19 protein-coding genes are annotated in these 19,921 nt (G+C 45.9%); 16 read left to right on the top strand and 3 right to left on the bottom strand.

The features are described from left to right. Positions 1–28 precede the first annotated feature (28 nt). Entirely contained in the window at positions 29–1,375 is a 1,347-nt protein-coding gene (locus D6855_RS11380) for a S1C family serine protease (protein ID WP_120741138.1), read from the bottom strand. Positions 1,376–1,517: 142 nt separating this feature from the next. Between D6855_RS11380 and D6855_RS11375 the strand changes: the two genes are divergently transcribed. Genes D6855_RS11375 through rlmD form a run of 5 tightly spaced genes read left to right on the top strand, consistent with a single transcriptional unit; the run spans position 1,518 to position 7,984 of the window. Further along, positions 1,518–3,914 carry an endonuclease MutS2 gene (locus D6855_RS11375; RefSeq protein ID WP_120741136.1) on the top strand — a complete coding sequence of 799 codons (2,397 nt, stop codon included), beginning with the start codon at positions 1,518–1,520 and terminating at the stop codon, positions 3,912–3,914. A 15-nt stretch (positions 3,915–3,929) separates the two neighbouring features. Then, complete coding sequence (locus D6855_RS11370; RefSeq protein ID WP_120741134.1) at positions 3,930–4,631, top strand: response regulator transcription factor; 702 nt, start codon at positions 3,930–3,932, stop codon at positions 4,629–4,631. Beyond that, a complete protein-coding gene (locus D6855_RS11365) occupies positions 4,632–6,065 on the top strand; it encodes a HAMP domain-containing sensor histidine kinase (RefSeq protein ID WP_120741132.1) in 1,434 nt (477 codons plus the stop codon). Further along, positions 6,062–6,559 (top strand): tRNA (uridine(34)/cytosine(34)/5-carboxymethylaminomethyluridine(34)-2'-O)-methyltransferase TrmL, encoded by a 498-nt coding sequence (gene trmL, locus D6855_RS11360; RefSeq protein WP_120741130.1) that lies wholly within the window; start codon positions 6,062–6,064, stop codon positions 6,557–6,559. The genes D6855_RS11365 and trmL overlap by 4 nt, the downstream gene beginning before the upstream one ends. After that, positions 6,560–7,984, top strand: coding sequence for a 23S rRNA (uracil(1939)-C(5))-methyltransferase RlmD (gene rlmD, locus D6855_RS11355; protein ID WP_120741128.1), 1,425 nt, complete (start codon positions 6,560–6,562; stop codon positions 7,982–7,984). It abuts the gene before it with no gap. Positions 7,985–8,031: 47 nt separating this feature from the next. Here rlmD and D6855_RS11350 read toward each other — a convergent pair whose 3' ends face one another. Both D6855_RS11350 and D6855_RS11345 read right to left on the bottom strand, forming a co-directional pair. Beyond that, positions 8,032–8,409: a DUF805 domain-containing protein gene (locus D6855_RS11350; RefSeq protein WP_120741126.1), complete on the bottom strand. Its 378-nt coding sequence runs from the start codon at positions 8,407–8,409 to the stop codon at positions 8,032–8,034. Positions 8,410–8,536: 127 nt separating this feature from the next. Next, positions 8,537–9,109, bottom strand: coding sequence for a hypothetical protein (locus D6855_RS11345; RefSeq protein WP_120741124.1), 573 nt, complete (start codon positions 9,107–9,109; stop codon positions 8,537–8,539). A 64-nt stretch (positions 9,110–9,173) separates the two neighbouring features. Here D6855_RS11345 and D6855_RS11340 point away from each other — a divergent pair, with 64 nt between their 5' ends. From D6855_RS11340 to rpe, 11 genes are all read left to right on the top strand, one after another. Further along, the gene (locus D6855_RS11340; RefSeq protein ID WP_305781711.1) at positions 9,174–10,559 is read left to right on the top strand and encodes an MATE family efflux transporter; all 1,386 of its coding nucleotides are present in this window, start codon (positions 9,174–9,176) and stop codon (positions 10,557–10,559) included. 24 nt (positions 10,560–10,583) lie between these two features. Continuing rightward, positions 10,584–11,666, top strand: a complete 1,083-nt coding sequence (locus D6855_RS11335; RefSeq protein ID WP_199712443.1) for a PTS transporter subunit IIC — start codon at positions 10,584–10,586, stop codon at positions 11,664–11,666. Between the two features lie 21 nt (positions 11,667–11,687). Further along, on the top strand, positions 11,688–12,137 hold the full coding sequence (locus D6855_RS11330) for a restriction endonuclease (protein WP_120741118.1): 450 nt from the start codon (positions 11,688–11,690) through the stop codon (positions 12,135–12,137). A gap of 15 nt (positions 12,138–12,152) precedes the next feature. Continuing rightward, positions 12,153–12,866: a 5'/3'-nucleotidase SurE gene (surE, locus tag D6855_RS11325; protein ID WP_120741116.1), complete on the top strand. Its 714-nt coding sequence runs from the start codon at positions 12,153–12,155 to the stop codon at positions 12,864–12,866. Next, positions 12,863–13,687, top strand: coding sequence for a DNA-3-methyladenine glycosylase family protein (locus tag D6855_RS11320; RefSeq protein WP_120741114.1), 825 nt, complete (start codon positions 12,863–12,865; stop codon positions 13,685–13,687). The genes surE and D6855_RS11320 overlap by 4 nt, the downstream gene beginning before the upstream one ends. Positions 13,688–13,839: 152 nt before the next feature. Beyond that, complete coding sequence (locus tag D6855_RS11315) at positions 13,840–14,922, top strand: GntR family transcriptional regulator (RefSeq protein ID WP_158589512.1); 1,083 nt, start codon at positions 13,840–13,842, stop codon at positions 14,920–14,922. A 15-nt stretch (positions 14,923–14,937) separates the two neighbouring features. Then, entirely contained in the window at positions 14,938–16,533 is a 1,596-nt protein-coding gene (locus D6855_RS11310) for a xylulokinase (protein WP_120741111.1), read from the top strand. A 71-nt stretch (positions 16,534–16,604) separates the two neighbouring features. Then, the gene (locus D6855_RS11305) at positions 16,605–17,309 is read left to right on the top strand and encodes an L-ribulose-5-phosphate 4-epimerase (protein WP_120741109.1); all 705 of its coding nucleotides are present in this window, start codon (positions 16,605–16,607) and stop codon (positions 17,307–17,309) included. Positions 17,310–17,384: 75 nt separating this feature from the next. Further along, positions 17,385–18,221, top strand: coding sequence for a transketolase (locus D6855_RS11300; RefSeq protein WP_256372311.1), 837 nt, complete (start codon positions 17,385–17,387; stop codon positions 18,219–18,221). A gap of 18 nt (positions 18,222–18,239) precedes the next feature. After that, positions 18,240–19,181, top strand: coding sequence for a transketolase family protein (locus D6855_RS11295; RefSeq protein WP_120741107.1), 942 nt, complete (start codon positions 18,240–18,242; stop codon positions 19,179–19,181). Then, entirely contained in the window at positions 19,181–19,834 is a 654-nt protein-coding gene (gene rpe / locus D6855_RS11290) for a ribulose-phosphate 3-epimerase (RefSeq protein WP_120741105.1), read from the top strand. The genes D6855_RS11295 and rpe overlap by 1 nt, the downstream gene beginning before the upstream one ends. The last annotated feature ends 87 nt before the right edge of the window (positions 19,835–19,921 follow it).

The raw sequence follows: 19,921 nt of genomic DNA, 5'->3' as shown, positions 1-19,921 counted from the left end.
AAAATCCTCGTTTCTAATTATGTTTCTTTTAATTATGTGTTGCGCTGGAAAGCGTAATGTCGATATCAAGCTCTACATAGTCGTTAGGTCCCTGTCTTAAGACCGTAACAGATATTACATCATCAGGAGCGCATCCTGCAAGCTTGGATACCAGCTGCTCGTAGGAAGAGATCTCCGTTCCATTGATGGAGGTTATGATATCTCCGCTCTGGATACCGGCCATCATGGCTGGAGAGTTTAGCTCTGTGGTAGTGATGTAAGCTCCGGCAGGAATGTTCATTGAGATCTGGATATCGTTTGGAATGGTTGCTCCGTGGATTCCAAGGTAAGCTCTGTCTCTGCCGTTTGAAAGGTCCTCGAAAAGAGACTTTAGCTCAGTGATACCTATGGCGCAGATGTGATTCTCGAGATCGCTCTTGTTGTAGGACATGTCTATAATGCCTATCACCTGGCCACTGAGGTTGGCGATAACGCCGCTTCCTGTCTTGCTTCCATATATGTCAGTTGTAAGGAGTTTGTAATATGAATCCTCAAGGCCAAGAGCTGTCTTTTCAGAAGTAATGATGCCGTAAGCAATGGAGCCCTGTGTTCCAAGGGGACTGCCTACAGCCATTACAGGAAGACCTGTAAGTGAACCTGAGTTGGAGCTTCCAAGGGATGATGTTGCGACCTTGGATCTTGTTGTCTCAGTAAGTGAGGTTCTGCTGACACTGATAACGCTAAGTCCTGTGACATCATCAGTAAGACTCACCTCAGCAGTTGAAACAGCGCCGTCAAAGAATGTGACCCTGATGGTCTCAGCATCAGTGATAGCCGCTGCAGGAACAGCGATGTAGTAGTAGGATACGTTGGTGGCAATGATGACACCTGACGATGAGCCACTGCTCTCAAAGGACTCAGAGAACCAGTTTGTATCGCTGGAAAGGGCAGTTACTGTTACAATGCTGCGACTTACCTCAGTGGATACCTGTTTTAAAGAGGCCATCATCTTGCTGTAATCTGAAGCGTCAAATGAATAAGAAGCGATGGCTTCGTCAATCTGGTCCTTCTGGGCAGACTCGAAGATCTCAGCCTCTTCAGCTGCAATTTCGTGCTCTACAGCGATCATCTCCTCAGGGGTAAGTTCGTTCTGAACGTTCTCCTCAGGAAGTGATATTGCCTCAGGCTCTGCCTCGGGATACAGCTGGTCAGAAAATACCGGCTGCAGAAGAAGAAATGTAAAGCAAGCCACGATACCAAAGATAATAGCCAGGAAAAATGTGATAGCTGTGCGCCTCAAGAGCTTCTTTCTGTTGATCGGGCGCTGCTTTATCTTTTCGCTGATAAAACCGGTATCGGCCAGCTTGTTCTTGTTTTCATCAGTACTTGATGCCATGTGCTCCCCCTTAAGCTAAAACATTACATACATTATAGTATAGATTGATGGCTAAAACTAGACAAATACTAGCCATGGGCTGTTTTAAATGATAAACTGTAACTTGGATTATTGTGTAATACAGCAAGGCAGACGATTAGACATGAATAAAAAAGCACTAAAGGTATTAGAATACGACAAAATAATAGAGAAGCTCGCAGAGCACGCCAGTTCTGAACCTGGAAGAAAGATGTGCAGGGAGCTCCTTCCTTCATCAGATATAAGCGAGATCAGAGCCAATCAGAAAAAGACTGGAGACGCCATTGCAAGGCTCTTTAAAAAGGGATCCATAAGCTTTGGAGATAACAGGGATTTTGAGGGAACTCTTAAGGCCCTTAAGATCGGAAGCAGCCTGGATATGGTGGGCCTTCTTCAGCTGGCGTCATTCCTTGAGAATGTAGGCAGGGTAAAAAACTACGGACGTCCGTCAAAAGAGCAGGAAGAGACCGATTCTTTATCTGAATCCTTTTCACTTCTTGAACCACTGACACCTGTTTCCACAGAGATAAAAAGATGCATAGTGTCTGAGGATGAGATGAGCTCAGAAGCAAGTCCAGCCTTAAAGCACATCAGACGTGGCATCATGCTCACCAACGACCGTATCCACGATCAGCTTGGCAAGATGATAAACGGCTCCATGAGGACCTATCTTCAGGATTCTGTTGTCACCATGAGAGGGGACAGATACTGCATACCTGTCAAGGCAGAGTACAAATCCCAGATAAGTGGTATCGTTCACGACCAGTCTTCGTCGGGATCAACTCTTTTCATCGAGCCTGCAGCAATAGTTGAACTAAACAACAAGCTTCGTGAGATGGCTCTTGAAGAGAGGGCAGAGATAGACAAGATACTGGCAGAGCTTAGTATCATGGCATCGGAGCACGTGGAGGACATCAAGTATGACGCCGACATCATGACAGACCTTGATTTCACTTTTGCCAAGGCTTCCTACGCTTTGGAGATCAAGGGAATGACTCCGATATTTAACGACCACCACGCCTTTGACCTCAAGAAGGCAAGGCATCCTCTTATTGCAAAAGACAAGGTGGTTCCTATCGATGTTTACGGCGGAAGGGACTTTGATATGCTCATTATCACTGGACCTAACACCGGCGGAAAAACAGTAACACTTAAGACGGTAGGTCTTTTGACAATAATGGGACAGGCAGGTCTGGCGATCCCTGCAGGGGACAAGTCAGAGCTTGCAGTATTCGAAGAAGTTTACGCAGATATAGGCGATGAGCAGAGTATTGAGCAGTCTCTTTCAACCTTCTCATCCCACATGACCAATACAGTATCAATCTTAAAGCACGCAGACGAAAACTCCCTGTGCCTGTTCGATGAGCTTGGAGCTGGAACTGACCCTACAGAGGGAGCAGCTCTTGCAATTTCTATCTTAAATGAGCTTCACGAGCGCAGGATCAGAACTCTGGCAACAACCCACTACAGCGAGCTCAAGGTTTACGCTCTTAACACCAAGGGCGTTCAGAACGCCAGCTGCGAGTTTGACGTGGAGTCCCTTAAGCCAACCTACAGGCTGCTTATCGGACTTCCAGGTAAGAGTAACGCCTTCGCGATTTCTTCTAAGCTCGGGCTTTCCGACAAGATCATAGAGGCAGCCAAGGAGCAGATAGGTACGGATGATCAGAAATTTGAAGACCTTCTTGCTGACCTTGAGAGGAGCCGCAAGATCATTGAGAACGAGCGCCTCGAGATAGAGCAGTACAAGAGAGAAGCAGAGCAGTTAAGAAGTGAGCTTGAAAAGAAGACAGACAAGATCGACTCCCAGAAGGAAGAGATCTTAAGACAGGCCAACGAAGAGGCAAGAGAGATCCTTATGGAAGCCAAAGCTGTGGCTGACGACACCATCAAGGTGTTCAGAAAAGCTGGTCCATCAGCATCCATGCAGGATCTTGAAAGAGAGAGGACCAAACTCACCCAGAAGATCTCAGACAAGAATAAGGCAGCAGCCAAGGCTGACAAGCCAAAAGAGACTCATCCTATATTAAAGGAATCTCAGCTTAAGCTTGGTGAGAGCGTCAAGATAGTGTCCATGGGACTTAAGGGAACCATTTCCAGTAAGCCCGACAAGGACGGCAATCTCTTTGTTCAGTGCGGAATCATGAAGACCAAGGCCAACATCAGAGACCTGGTACTCATTGGAGATGAGGATCCAAAGGCAGCCATGAAGAAGTTCTATGGCAGAAACAGCTCTGGTTCATCAGGCAAGATGGATCTTTCAAGGGCAGCCAATATAAGGACAGAGATAAATCTCATCGGTAAGAACTCAGACGATGCGGTTGCAGCTCTTGATAAATATTTAGACGACGCCTACATGTCACACCTTAATAATGTAAGAGTCGTGCATGGCAAGGGGACTGGTGCACTTCGCCAGGCAGTACACGCTTATCTAAAGGGCGTTCCTTATGTCAAATCATTTAAACTTGGGGAATTTGGCGAGGGCGACGCGGGAGTTACAATAGTTACTTTTATAAAGTAAACACAAGGGGGAAACATGGTTACAAAGCAGAAGATCTTAATCGTAGACGATGACAATAACATCGCAGAGCTCATTTCACTCTATCTGGTAAAAGAGTGTTTTGAGACCAAAATATGTAATGACGGAGAGGCAGCTATAACCACATTTGATTCATTCAAGCCTAATCTGGTGCTCCTTGACATCATGCTTCCAGGTATCGATGGATATCAGGTTTGCAGAGAGCTTCGCACCAAGTCACAGATTCCGATCATCATGCTCTCCGCCAAGGGCGAGGTATTTGATAAGGTTCTTGGCCTTGAGATGGGGGCTGACGACTATATGGAGAAGCCCTTTGATTCAAAAGAGCTGGTGGCAAGGGTAAAGGCTGTCCTTAGACGCTATAAACCTCAGACTGCAGAGGCATTAGAATCAGATGACAAGGTTGTAAGGTATCCTGACCTTGAGATCAACATGACCAATTACTCTGTAACCTACATGGGCGAGAGAGTTGACATGCCACCTAAGGAACTGGAGCTTCTCTATTTCCTTGCAGCTTCACCAAACCATGTATTTACAAGAGAACAGCTCCTTGATCAGATCTGGGGTTATGAATATATCGGTGATACAAGGACAGTTGATGTCCACATCAAGCGACTCAGGGAGAAGCTCAGCGACCATGCTAACTGGCGCCTTGCTACAATCTGGGGAATAGGCTACAAATTTGAGGTACAGCAGTAAATGAAGCGAACTCTTTACATTAAGTTTCTGCTGGCATACCTGCTCTTTGCCATATTTGGATTTGTCGTAGTTGCCACCTTTGTTAATGGTATGACCTACGACAGATTAAAGCGTGACAAGGCTGACAGCATGTACAGGATGGCGACACAGATTGCCAATACCTATGCGGCAGATCTTTACAATTCAGAGACTTCCCTGGATACGGTTTACGGAGAGCTCTCGTCTCTTTCCATGTATCTGGATGGTTCTCCCATCTGGATCGTCAACCCTTCGGGAAGACTTGTTCTGGACTCATCAAGGGCGTTGGGGCCACAGGAAGAGATAGTGATAGAGGGCTTTGACCCTACTGTTACTGGCAGTTCCTACTATGCAACCGGCAACTTCTGGGGCTCTTTTAACAAGGAGATGCTAAGTGTCTTTGCGCCAATAACCGCCAACTACAAGGTTCAGGCCTACGTGGTAATTCACACTTCATTAGCCGGTATTCAGGAAAAAACAGACACCTTCCTTAACATATCCTACCTGATGCTACTTGTTCTTTTCCTGCTGTCTCTTATCATCCTGATCTTCTTTACAGAGCTTGTGTACGTGCCTCTTCGCAAGATCACCACAGCAACAGAGCAGTACGCGGCGGGTAATATGGGCTATGAATTCTCTGTAGAATCCGAGGATGAGATGGGATACCTGGCAGCTTCCCTTGCCTACATGGCAGGTGAGATCGCCCGTCAGGAGGATGACCAGAAGAAGTTCATCGCCAACGTATCCCACGATTTCCGATCACCTCTAACATCCATAAGGGGCTACCTTGTGGCAATGCAGGATGGAACCATTCCGCCTGAGATGTACGACAGATACCTGGGAATCGTAATCAATGAAACCGACAGACTTACCAAGCTCACCAACGAGATGCTGACTCTCAACAACATGAGTACCAAAGGCATGCTCCTTGATAAGAGCGACTTCGACATAAACGCGGTCATCCACAACGTTTCAGAATCCTTTGAGGGAACCTGCAGAGAGAAAAAGATCACAATTGAGCTGGTTCTCACCGACGAGAAGATGTTCGTAAATGCTGACATGAGCAAGATCCAGCAGATCCTTTATAACCTGGTGGACAACGCTATCAAGTTCAGCCACCATGACTCATCCATCAAGATCGAGACCACGGAGAAGCACAGCAAGGTCTTTGTTTCTGTCAAGGACTCCGGTATAGGAATCCCCAAGGAAGACCAGAAGCTCATCTTCGACAGATTCTATAAATCAGACCTTTCAAGAGGTAAGGACAAGAAAGGCACCGGCCTTGGACTGTCCATAGTAAAAGAAATAATCAAGGCCCACGACGAAAACATCAACGTCATCAGTACTCCAGGCGTTGGTACAGAGTTTATCTTCTCTCTGCCAAAGGCAGCAGTCATGGACGCAGAGGACGAATAATGCACATAGTACTTCATCAGCCAGAAATACCCCAGAACACCGGGAACATCGGAAGAACCTGCGTAGCTACAGGAACTTCCCTTCACCTTATCGAGCCCCTTGGCTTTCGAATCAATGAAAAAGAGCTAAAGAGAGCCGGAATGGACTACTGGGAGAAACTGGATGTAACCAGATATATAGACTACGAGGATTTTAAGGAAAAGCACCCCGGGGCTAAGATATGGTACGCCACCACCAAGGCAAAGCGTACCTACAGCGAAGTTTCTTTTTCCATGGATGACTACATCATGTTTGGAAAAGAGAGCGCCGGAATCCCTGAGGAGATCCTGGTGGACAACGAGGATACCTGCATAAGGATCCCCATGGGAGAGGACATAAGGTCACTTAATCTCTCCAACTCAGTGGCAATCGTGCTTTACGAGGCACTTAGGCAGAACAACTTTGCCGGGCTTGAAAAAGAAGGGGAGCTTCACAGGCTCCACTGGAAGGAATGAATGAGTAAAAGAGAAGACAGTCAGTATCAGAAGGATCAGATGCTGACAGTGGAAATTACAGATATAGGCAACGATGGAGAGGGCATAGGCAAGATAGAAGGCTATACCCTCTTTATTAAAGATGCGGTAATTGGCGATAAGGTTCGTTGTAAGATCATGAAGGCCAAGAAGAACTACGCCTATGCTCATCTTGAGGAAGTAGTTGAGGCTTCAGCGCACAGGCAACTGGCAAAGTGCCCCATCGCCAGACAGTGCGGCGGATGCCAGCTCCAGAACATGACCTATGAAAAAGAGCTATCCTTCAAACAGAACAAGGTCCGCAATAACATCGTGCGCCTTGGAGGGTTTGACGGTGAGTTTGTGGACTCTGTTATGGAGCCTATAATCGGAATGGAAGAACCCTGGAGATACAGGAATAAAGCTCAGTATCCGATTGGAAGAGACAAAAATGGCAGGATCGTTGCAGGGTTCTACGCAGGTCGCACCCACAGCATCATTCCTGTTTCGGACTGCCTTATTGGAGTAGAAGAAAACAAAGAGATCCTTGATATAGTCATCGCCCACATGGAGAAGCTTCATGTGGAGCCCTATGACGAGGCCAGTGGTAAGGGACTTGTAAGACATATCCTTATCCGCAAGGGTTTTGACAGCGGCCAGATCATGGTTTGCCTTGTTATCAACTACAAGGGCAAGGGCGGTGAGTTCATTCCTGGGCAGCAGGAATTGGTTGACGCTCTTGCAAAGATCTCAGGCATGACCAGCATCTCAGTCAGCATAAACACCGAGAAGACCAACGTCATCATGGGCTACGACATTCGAACCATCTGGGGAAGGGATACCATAACAGACACCCTTAAAGGCCTTAAGTTTGAGATTTCACCGCTTTCTTTTTATCAGGTAAATCCTGTTCAGACAGACAAGCTCTATGGCCAGGCTATAGAGTATGCAGGACTTACAGGAAAAGAGACCGTCTGGGATCTCTACTGCGGGATCGGAACCATCACTCTTTCCATGGCAAAGAATGCTGGCCAGGTCTACGGAGTTGAGATAATTCAGGCAGCCATAGATGATGCTGAAAATAATGCTAAGAATAACGGTATAGAAAACGCAAAGTTCTTTTGCGGAAAGGCTGAGGAAGTCCTTCCAGAATATTATGAGAAGACTGACAGGGAAGATGCTTCCCTACATCCTGATGTGATCGTTGTAGATCCCCCTCGTAAGGGCTGTGACAGTGCCTGTCTTGAGACCATGCTTAAAATGGCACCAGAGCGTATAGTCTATGTGAGCTGCGATTCAGCAACCCTTGCAAGAGATCTTCGGATCCTGTCAGATGGCGGCTACGTGATTCAGAAAGTCCGCCCCTGCGATATGTTCCCTCATACAGTTCATGTAGAAACTGTTGTACAGCTTACTAGAAAAGAGTAATAAAAAAGACCCTCGAAAGAGGGTCTTTTCTTATTTTTATACAGATATTACATAGATGCTGTAGCGCCTGAAACTCCCTTAGGGTTAGGACCGTACTGGTTGTCACCAGGCTGAGAATCTTTGCAGTACCATACAATCAGAATGATTGATCCAACAAGTGGGATGAGTATGAATAAAAGGCACCATCCAGACTTGCCGATGTCATGAAGTCTGCGAACAGCAACTGCAAGTCCAGGAAGGAGCATTGCTAAAGATGCGATGATCTGAACAAATGAAAGCGCATCTACTGCAGCTGCTAAGCCGCTTGTTACAACGTTTACGAGCAATGTGAATAAGAAGAAATACCAATACTCGCTTCTTCTGGCACGGCCAGAAAAGTCAACGTAGTGACTAAATACTGATTTTACTGCTTCGATAAAACTCATTACTTTTTTTCCTCCTTAAAATTCATAACTTAACCATTCTAGTACAACTACTAAAAAGCGTCAATGAAAAAAGACCCTCGATCGAGGGTCTTTCTTACATGCCAAATGGCAAAATCTTTAACTTGGATTACTGTACGTCAGCTGGTCCCTGAGGTCCCTGTGCAGGAGCCTGTGAAGCAAGTACTCTTGTGTCAGTTGTGTAGTCGTACTGGCCAGGCTGAAGCTTGCTTGCGTCCGAAAGAAGCTTGATTGATCCAACGATTGTGATGATGTTTGCAAGAACAGCAAATCCTGTAGAAACAGGCTGCTCAATTCTCTCCATTACATCCTTGAATACTACAACGCCGATAGCTACAGTAAGAACTGTAACGATTAGGCTGCCGATTCCGCTAAGGAACTCAATGTTAGATGTGATAACACTGAATGCTGTAAGGATCAGTGGGTAAAGCTTAACAACGATAGCTGGAAGCTCTACGCCAAGAACCTTGATCTTCTCAACGTTGCCATAAGTAGCATCAACTGTTCCATATACGTTAAGGTATGGAATGAATGCAAACCATGTATTTGTGTAGTTACGTGCCTTTAAGTATTTGAATCTTCCGATTGCATCAACAAGGTAAACAACCAGGCAGATTACAAGTGCAATAACGATTGCCGCAGCACCTACGCCCATAAGGGCAAGTAATTCAGTATCATTCATAATTTTTTCCTCCTCAAAATGAACTATTAACACTGCAAATCATTATACTATAAAAGTATGAGAAATAAATAACAATTTAACAAAGTTGTACTTTCCTTTTCTGACGGCAAAGATTACAATTGAGTCTATGACTAAAGGTTCTATTACGAAAAACCTTATATTGTTTGCGATTCCGCTGTTCTTTGGACAGCTCCTGCAGCAGCTCTACAACGTGGTAGATTCTGTTGTAGTTGGTAACGTCCTTGGAAAAGAGGCATTGGCTGCAGTAAGTACAACTGGCAGCCTTATTTTTCTGATGGTTGGATTTATCAACGGTCTCTTTATGGGAAGCAGCGTTATCATAGGTAAGAGATATGGCGCAGGAGATGAAAGGGGTGTGTCCATAGCAGCCCACACAGGAATCACCTTTGCTATAATCATGGGAATAGTCATGACTGTATGGGGATATTTCTTTACCCCGGTTCTTCTGTCCTGGATGGGAACTCCAAGTGATGTAATGCCCAATTCTGTGCTATACTTCAAGATATATTTCCTGGGAGGTCTTGGAAATATCATGTACAGTGCCTGCTGCGGTGTCTTTCAGGCTATGGGAGATTCAAGGCATCCACTTTACTACCTTGCAGTTAGTACGGTGATCAACACTGTTTTAGATATTTATTTTGTAAAATATACACCCCTTGGAATAGCCGGAGCAGCTCTTGCAACGATAATTGCGCAGTTTATCAGCGCAATCCTGGCTTTTGTTAAGCTCACAAGAGTCGATGGTCCCCACAGGATATTTATAAGGCAGCTTCGTATGGATGGGCCGACCATCAAAAAAGAGCTGATGATGGGCTTTCCAACAGGCATCCAGAATAGCGTCATCGCTATAGGAAATGTTGTGGTCCAGTCCAACATCAATGCCTTCGGAGCTGCTGCCATGGCGGGCTGCGGCAGTTATTTTAAACTGGAGGGATTTGTCTTTTTACCTATTACATGTATGTGTATGGCGCTGACAACCTTCGTAAGTCAGAACCTTGGAGCTGGCGAGAGCGACAGGGTGAAAAAGGGAAATGTTATTGGATGTATCATTGCAGTTGGCTGCGCGGAGCTTATAGGCGTTATCGTATATCTTTTTGCGCCAACGCTTCTTCGCATGTTTTCATCGGAAGCCGAGGTACTGGCAATCGGAGCAACACAGGCAAGGACAGAGAGTCTTTTCTTTTGCCTATTATCTCTTAGCCATTGCCTTGCAGGAATATACAGAGGGGCAGGTAAAACCACTGTTCCCATGATAGTAATGCTCTCTAGCTGGTGTCTTTTGAGAATAACCTACATAACTATAATCGTAAGGATCATCCCGGTTGTTAATGTGATCTTCTGGGCATATCCACTTACCTGGTCAGTAAGCACGATTATATTTATCATCTATTATTTCAAGGGACATTGGCTTAAGATAGGATCAAATTAAATAATGAGGAGAAAGAAAAAAGGTATGAAAGAGTTTTTGAAAAGGAAAGACATTGAGATCTCATTAAAGAGATACGGAATTGATGCGCTGGGCGCAATGGCACAGGGACTTTTCTGTTCCCTGCTTATTGGAACCATCATCAATACTATTGGAACACAGTTCCATATCCCATTCCTTATGCAGAACGTTGCAACTGTTGCAGGAGTTGATTACACAGTCGGGGGACTTGCAACAGCAATGAGTGGTCCAGCTATGGCTGTGGCTATTGGATATGCACTTAAGTGTCCACCACTTGTTCTTTTCTCAATGATCACTGTTGGATTTGCAGCTAACGCCCTGGGCGGAGCTGGCGGTCCTCTGGCAGTTCTTTTTGTAGCAATCATCGCTGCTGAGTTCGGAAAAGCAGTTTCAAAGGAGACTAAGGTCGATATTCTGGTCACTCCACTTGTTACTATTGCTGTAGGAGTTTTCTTCTCCTGGCTCATTGCACCACCACTTGGCAAGGCTGCAATGTCAGTAGGTAACCTTATTATGTGGGCTACAGAGCTTCAGCCATTCCTTATGGGAATCCTTGTGTCAGTAGTTGTAGGTATGGCACTTACACTTCCTATTTCTTCAGCTGCTATTTGCGCAGCTCTTGGTCTTACAGGCCTTGCAGGCGGCGCTGCTGTTGCTGGATGCTGTGCACAGATGGTTGGCTTTGCAGTTATCTCTTTCAAGGAGAATAAATGGGGCGGCCTTGTATCACAGGGAATCGGAACATCTATGCTTCAGATGGGTAACATCATCAAGAACCCAAGAGTATGGATAGCTCCAACTGTAGCATCAGCAATCACAGGACCTATCGCAACATGCATCTTCAGACTTCAGATGAATGGTGCTCCTGTTTCTTCAGGAATGGGAACCTGCGGACTTGTTGGCCAGATCGGTGTTTACACAGGATGGGTAAAAGAGATATCAGAGGGAACAAGAACTGCTATCACAGCCTTTGACTGGGCAGGACTTGTACTTATTTCCTTCGTTCTTCCAGCTGTATTTTCACTTATTATCCATGCGATCGTTAAAAAGCTTGGATGGGTAAAAGAGGGAGATCTTAAACTCCAGTAATCTTTTTTAGGAGACTATTATATGTTTGAGATTCCAGCAATAATCCTATATACAATAGTAGTTGTGGCAATCGTTGTTTTGGGTGTTCTTGTAGTGAGGGGCTATATTAAGAACAATCCAAAAGAGCTCCCCATGGATGAAATGGAAGGCCACGACTTCGAGTATTACTGCGCTGACCTTCTTAAGAATTCTGGATTTCTCGATGTGGAAGTCACAAAGGGATCCGGGGATTTTGGCGCCGATATCCTTGCTGAGAAGGACGGGGTAACCTATGCTTTTCAGTGCAAGTGCTATGACAAGCCAATCGGAGTCAAGGCGGTACAGGAGATTTATGCTGGAAGAGATTTCTATGGCAGGATGGTGGGTGTTGTCATGACCAACCAATACTTCACTCAGCCTGCTGTGGAACTTGCAGGTAAACTTAACATAATGCTTTGGGACAGAGGATATCTGGACAACATGGATTCATAACAGAAAGAGGTCCAAGTGAAAAAGATTCTAATCACCAATGACGATGGAATACATGCAGATGGAATTGTGAGACTTTCGAGGGTAGCTCAGGAGTTTGGAGAGGTCTGGGTAGTTGCTCCCGACTCAGAGAGAAGCGCCATGTCTCACAGCCTTACCTTAAGGCGCAGGGTGGAAGTCTGGGAAACAGATTTTCCTGTTCCGGGAGTTAAGGCTTTTGCCTGTGATGGCAAGCCGGCAGACTGTGTCAGGATAGGAGCTTTAAATATAATTCCTGGCGGACCAGACTGCGTTATGACAGGCATCAATTATGGATACAATGTGGCGGCAGATCTTCAGTATTCTGCTACTGCGGGAGCGGCTCTTGAAGCTTCTTTTCAGAAGATTCATGCCATCGCTTTTTCAGAGAGCAACAACGGTATCCACGAAGTAACAGATAAGCATATTAGGGACATAATGGCTGAGCTCATAGACGCTCCGCTTGATGAGTGGCAGATCTGGAATGTGAATTTCCCGGGATGCAGCCTGGAAGAGTGTAAGGGAATCCTTAGAGGGGTCAGGGTATCAAGGGATGGCTTCTATGAGGATCGCTACAGCGAAGAAGTGGTGTCTGAGGGCAGGAAGTCCTACATGGTGGATGGTATCCGCAAGTGGGAAGCCGCTGCAGGGACAGATCTCTGGGCTATGATAAACAACTATGTGTCCATTGGAGTAGTTAATAACCTTTCATGATAGTTAGAATAGATGATGATTTTGATCTTAAGAAAATAGCGGACAGCGGACAGTGCTTCAGATTCAACGAATGCGCTGACGGATCCTACAGTGTATCTGCTTTTGGCAGGCACATCTTTGTAAGCGAACTTGAGGATAACCGGTACGAGTTTGGGTGTTCCAAGGAGGCCTTTGAGACTTTCTGGAAAGACTATTTTGACCTGGACCTTTCATATAAGGACATAAGGGGTAGGATAGACCCCGAGGAAGATCCCTACCTTTACAGCGCTTCAGAGTATGGCAAGGGCATAAGGATCCTTAAGCAGGACCCATGGGAGATGCTTATTTCCTTCATTATTTCTCAGCGCAAGAACATTCCTGCAATCAAGGCTTCCATCGAGAAGCTCTGCAGGCTGGCTGGAGATGTGATGTGTGAGGATGAGAGATCCGGAGTCATATACTCTTTTCCCACACCAGACAGATTAGCGGCCCTTTCTATGGAGGAGCTTGCGTCCTGCAGCCTGGGCTACAGAGACAAGTATGTGCACCAGGCGGCTATGGATGTTGCCAGCGGAGCCGTGGATCTTTATGACTGGAAAGACCTTGAAGATCAGGAGCTTATGGACAAGCTCATGTCCCTTTACGGGGTTGGAGTCAAGGTGGCAAACTGTGAGTTTCTTTTTGGTTACCACAGACTGGATGCTTTCCCAAAGGATGTGTGGATCAACAGGGTTCTTGATCTTAAGTACCCTGATGGCTTCCCGTTTGAAGCATACGCTCCATATAACGGAATAATGCAGCAGTATCTGTTCTTCTATTCAAGGATGGATGGACTATCATAAAAAGATGCCTTTTGTGGCGTCTTTTTTTATGTCCATAGGCAAACTTGTACATATACAACTTGGATAAATTGTACATTGTGTTAATTGACATGCCAGGGCTGCGGCTTTATGCTGAAATAGCAGTAAATAAGCATATTTCAACAGGTGTAAAAGTGTCAAAATACAAACAGGTAATCAATTGGTTAACAGAAAAAATCGATACAGGAAAGCTCTCGCCCGGGGAGAAGATTCCATCTGAAAACGAGCTGTGCGACAGATTTTCACTTAGCCGCCAGACGGTAAGACACGCTATATCGAAGCTCGTGGAAGATGGTCTTGTGGAGACCAGGCAGGGAAGCGGAACCTTCGTATCAGATCAGAGAGCTGGTGAAGGAGAGCGCAACGTAGTGGCTGTTGTCACAACCTACGTGGACGACTACATTTTCCCCAGCACCATAAGAGGAATAGAGAGCACCTTAAGTGACAAGGGCTATTCAATGCTTCTTTCTTTTTCCAACAACACAGTGGGAAAAGAGAGGCAGATCCTGACGGATATCCTTGGGAGAAACGACGTGGCGGGCATTATCATGGAGCCCGTTAAGAGCGCCCTTCCAAGTCCCAACATGGATCTGTACAAGAAGCTTCAGAACAAGGGGGTCAAGATCCTTCTGATAAACAGCTTCTATCCGGAGCTCACTCTGCCACACGTGTCATTAAACGATGCAGATTGTGCATACAATGCAGTTAATGCCCTTATTGAAGCGGGTCACGAGAAGATTGGATGTGTACTTAAGCTGGATGACGGTCAGGGCAGGGAGAGATATAGGGGTTATCTTAAGGCTCTTATGGAGGCAGGGCTTCCTTTTTCCTACGACCACGTAAACTGGATCGACACCATCGACATAAGGGATGGGAAAAAAGCTTTCCAAATGGCGCTGGAGAGACTCAGGGAGTGCACAGCTGTCTTTTGCTACAACGATCAGGTTGCAGGCATGATGATAGAAGTGCTGCAGGAAAACGGCTACAGAGTTCCTGAGGATATGTCAATTGTGGGAATGGATGATTCCGACATCGCAAGAAACGGTGTCAATGGCGTAAGGCTCACATCTATCCCGCATCCCAAGGAGAAGCTTGGAGAGAAGGCGGCCCAGAACATGATCAGGATGATTCACGAAGGTAAGCTTGCATTCAACGCCACCTTCGAGTTTGAAGAGAATGTTATTCTTAGAAATTCAATATATAAGCGCAAAAAATAAAAGGAGGGTTTTATTATGGGAGATGCAAAAAAGGCTATAGCAGAGGGGAAGACATATCTTGGTATTGAGTTTGGTTCAACCAGGATCAAGGCTGTGCTCACAGATGCTGAGTATAATCCTATCGCTTCCGGATCACACGGCTGGGAGAACAGACTGGACAACGGTATCTGGACCTACACATTAGATGATGTTTGGGAAGGCCTTAGAGACTGCTACAGCAACCTCGCTAAGGATGTTGAGAAGCAGTACGGCGAGAAGCTTGAGACAGTAGGTGCTATGGGCTTTTCAGCTATGATGCACGGCTACATGGCTTTTGATAAGGCAGGAGAACTTCTTGTTCCTTTCAGAACATGGAGAAATACAATAACAGAGAAGGCTTCTGAGGATCTTACAGAGCTCTTTGGATATCACATTCCTCAGAGATGGAGCATTGCTCACCTCTATCAGGCAATTCTTAACGGCGAAGATCACATCGGCAAGATCGACTTCTTCACAACTCTTGCCGGCTACGTTCACTGGCAGATGACCGGGGAGAAGGTTCTTGGTGTTGGCGATGCATCAGGTATGTTCCCAATCGATTCTTCAACCTGCGACTACAACCAGAAGATGCTGGATCAGTTCGATGAGCTCATCGCTCCTAAGAGCCTTGGATGGAAGATCAGAGATATCATTCCTAAGTCACTTCCTGCAGGCGTTTCAGCTGGCAAGCTTACAGAAGAAGGTGCAAAAAAGCTTGATCCTACCGGAACTCTTAAGGCTGGTATTCCAGTATGTCCTCCAGAGGGCGATGCTGGAACAGGTATGGTTGCTACAAACTCTGTCGGCGTAAGAACAGGTAACATCTCTGCTGGTACATCAGTATTCTCAATGGTTGTTCTGGAGCATTCACTTTCAAAGGCATATCCAGAGCTTGACCTTGTTACAACTCCTTCAGGAGAAGAGGTTGCCATGGTTCACTGCAACAACTGCACATCAGACTTAAATGCATGGGTTGGGCTCTTTAGGGAGTTCGCTGGTGCCATTGGCAAGGATGTTGACGACGATACACTTTACGGAACACTTTACAGAAAGGCTATGGAAGGCGACGCAGATTGCGGCGGACTCCTTGCATACAACTACTTCTCAGGCGAGAGTATCACAGGCTTTAACGAGGGAAGACCTCTCTTTGTCAGAAGACCTGATGACAAGTTCAACCTTTCAAACTTCATGAGAACACACCTTTACACAGCGCTTGGTGCTCTTAAGGTTGGTAACGATATCCTCATGAAGGAAGAGAATGTCAAAGCTGACTTCTTCTTTGGACAGGGCGGATTCTTCAAGGTTCGCGGCGTTGGTGACAGAGTAATGGCAGCAGCTCTTAACACTTCCATCAAGCTTATGGAGACAGCTGGAGAGGGCGGTCCTTGGGGACAGGCTATTCTTGCTGGCTACATGTGCCAGAAGGAAGAGGGCGAGACTTTAGAGAACTACCTCAAGAACAAGGTATTCGTAGGTGGCAAGGTTGAGACCTGCGATCCAGATCCTGCAGACGTTAAGGGATTTGATAAGTTCATGGTGGATTACAATGCTGGCCTTACTGTAGAGAGAGCAGCAGTTGATTCACTTAAATAATGATAAATAGATAGCAAGAATTAGGTCGCATTTTACAGTGCGACCTAATACAATGATTATGGAGCGAAATTATGTTAGAAGAACTCAAGAAAAAAGTATACGAAGCGAATATTCTTTTACCCAAGTATGGTCTTGTAACCTTCACCTGGGGCAATGTCAGCGAGATCGACAGAGAGTCTGGTCTGTTTGTAATCAAGCCAAGCGGTGTTGACTACGACACAATGACTCCTGATGACATGGTTGTTATGGATCTTGATGGCAACAAGGTTGAGGGCAAGCTCAATCCTTCATCAGACACACCAACCCATGTTGAGATCTACAAGGCATTCAAGGATGTGGGAGGCGTTGTCCACACACATTCATCCTATGCAACCAGCTGGGCACAGGCAGGCAGGAGCATTCCCTGCTACGGAACAACTCACGCAGATTATTTTTACGGCGAGATTCCATGCGTAAGATGCCTTAACAAGGACGAGATCGAGACAGCATACGAGGAGAATACAGGACATCTCATCGTCAATGAGTTTAACCGCATGGGAAAAGACCCTGTGGCTGTACCTGCAGTTCTTTGCAAGAACCACGGTGTATTCACCTGGGGTAAGGACGCTCACGAGGCAGTTCACAATGCAGTAGTTGCTGAAGAAGTTGCCAAGATGGCTTACAGATGTGAGGTAATAAACCCTGAAGTTAAGCCAGCACCACAGGAGCTTCAGGACAAGCACTACTACAGAAAGCACGGAGCTAACGCTTATTACGGACAAGGCTCCGCAAAATAACTTAAGTCAGCCATTCTGGCCTAAGTATGTTACAATAGTTACGCTAAAAAACTAAAGAGTAAAAGGAAAGGAATTATGGCTATGACCAACCTAGAGTTACAAAGAAAAGCCAACGAAGTTCGCAAGGGCATTGTTACGGCAGTTCATGCAGCAGGTGCTGGACATCCCGGCGGATCTCTGTCAGCGGCAGATATCTACACATATCTGTATTTTGAAGAGATGAACATCAATCCTGAGAAACCAGACGATCCTGATCGTGACCGTTTTGTATTATCAAAGGGCCACACAGCGCCAGGTCTTTATTCAGTAATGGCTCAGAGAGGATATTTTCCAGTAGAGGAGCTCACCACACTTCGTAAGCTTGGTTCAAGACTTCAGGGACATCCAAGTATGCAGTATCTTCCTGGTCTTGATATGAGCAGCGGATCCCTCGGACAGGGAATCTCAGTTGCTTGCGGAATGGCTCTTTCTGCTAAGCTTGATGGCAAGGACTACAGAACATACACACTCCTTGGAGATGGTGAGATCGAAGAGGGACAGGTTTGGGAAGCTGCTATGTTCGCAGGCTTCAGAAAGCTTGATAACCTGGTTGTCATAGTTGATAATAACGGTCTTCAGATCGATGGACCAATCGATCAGGTATGTTCACCATATCCTATTGACAAGAAGTTTGAGGCATTCAACTTCCACGTAATCAACGTAGATGCTCACGATTTTGATGCACTCAGAGCTGCATTCAAAGAGGCAAGAGAGACCAAGGGTCAGCCTACAGCCATCGTTGCTCACAGCTTAAAGGGCAAGGGCGTTTCATTTATGGAAGGCCAGGTTTCATGGCACGGTGTAGCACCTAATGATGAAGAGTATGCTAAGGCAATGGACGATCTCAACAAGATCGGCGAGTCTTTGGCCTAAGTAGCGAAGGAGGTTAGAATGAGCGAAGTTAAGAAGATAGCTACAAGAGATAGCTATGGTAAAGAGCTTATAGAGCTGGCTAAGGTCAATGACAAGGTAGTAGTTCTTGACGCAGACCTTGCAGCAGCAACAAGAACAGGATGGTTCAAGAAGGAATTTCCTGACCGTCACATCGATTGTGGTATCGCAGAGTGCAATATGATGGGCATCGCAGCTGGCCTTGCAACAACAGGCAAGATCCCATTTGTAAGCACATTTGCTATGTTTGCTACAGGACGTGCTTTCGAGCAGGTTCGTAACTCAATTGGATATCCTCATCTTAACGTTAAGATCGGTGGAACACATGCTGGTATCACTGTAGGTGAGGACGGCGCCAGCCACCAGTGCAACGAGGATATCGCGCTTATGCGCACTATCCCAGGCATGGTTGTTATGTGCCCTGCAGATGACATCGAGGCAAGAGCCTGTGTAAGAGCAGCAGCTGAGCACGTTGGTCCAGTTTACATCCGTTTTGGCCGTGCAGCATGCCCTGTTGTTAACGACAGACCAGATTATAAATTCGAAATTGGAAAAGGTACTGTACTTAGAGAGGGTAGTGATGTTAGTATTATAGCTACGGGTATTGGCGTAGGCGCAGCACTTGAGGCAGCAGAGAAGCTTGCAGCTGATGGTATCAGCGCTGAGGTTGTTAATATCTGCACCATCAAGCCTATCGACAGAGAGCTTGTAGTAGCTACTGCCAAGAAGACAGGTAAGGTTGTAACTGTTGAGGAGCATTCAGTAATCGGCGGTCTTGGAAGCGCTGTAAGCGATGTCCTTTCAGAGGAGCATCCAACAGTTGTTAAGAAGATCGGTATGCAGGACAGATTCGGTGAGTCTGGTTCAGCAGGCGCGCTGGTTAAGAAGTATGGCCTTGACGGAGATGGTGTTTATGCATCAGTAAAGGATTTCCTCAAGTAATGAATATTTTAAGCCCTTCAATTTTAGCAGCAGACTTTAAAAACTTAGGACACCAGATCGCAGACGTAGATAAGGCTGGTGCCCAGTATCTACACATAGATGTTATGGATGGCGTTTTTGTGCCATCCATTTCATTTGGTATGCCGGTGATAGAGAGTATCAGAAGTGCCACAGACATGGTGTTTGACGTGCACCTCATGATCACAGATCCCATCAGGTATATTGAAGAGTTTGCTAAGATCGGATCAGATATCATAACCTTCCACCAGGAGGCTACAGATGATCCACAGGCTGTAATAGACAAGATACATTCCTTTGGAAAAAGAGCTGGAATCTCCATCAAACCTGATACTCCGGTTTCTGTTCTTGCTCCATATCTGGATAAGGTTGAGATGATACTTGTCATGACAGTTGAGCCTGGATTTGGCGGTCAAAAACTTATCCCAAAGACACTGGATAAGATAAGAGAAGTCAGAGCCATGCTTAATGAGAAAAATTTATCTACAGACATCCAGGTGGATGGTGGTATCAGCAAGGATAATGTGAAGACAGTAATTGACGCTGGAGCGAATGTTATTGTGGCTGGTTCCGCAGTGTTTAAAGGAAATGCGGGAGATAATGCTGCTGAACTCCTTAAAATTCTTGGAAACTGATATAATTATTATCGAAAAAACGCTGTTTGACGCGGTGGCGCGTTGACATGTTAAAGCTAAGATTTCGTTGACAAACAGTGGGTTTTC

The sequence above is a fragment of the Butyrivibrio sp. CB08 genome (genome assembly GCF_003625485.1).
Classification (GTDB): domain Bacteria; phylum Bacillota; class Clostridia; order Lachnospirales; family Lachnospiraceae; genus Butyrivibrio.
This window is presented reverse-complemented; position numbering and strand designations above follow the sequence as displayed.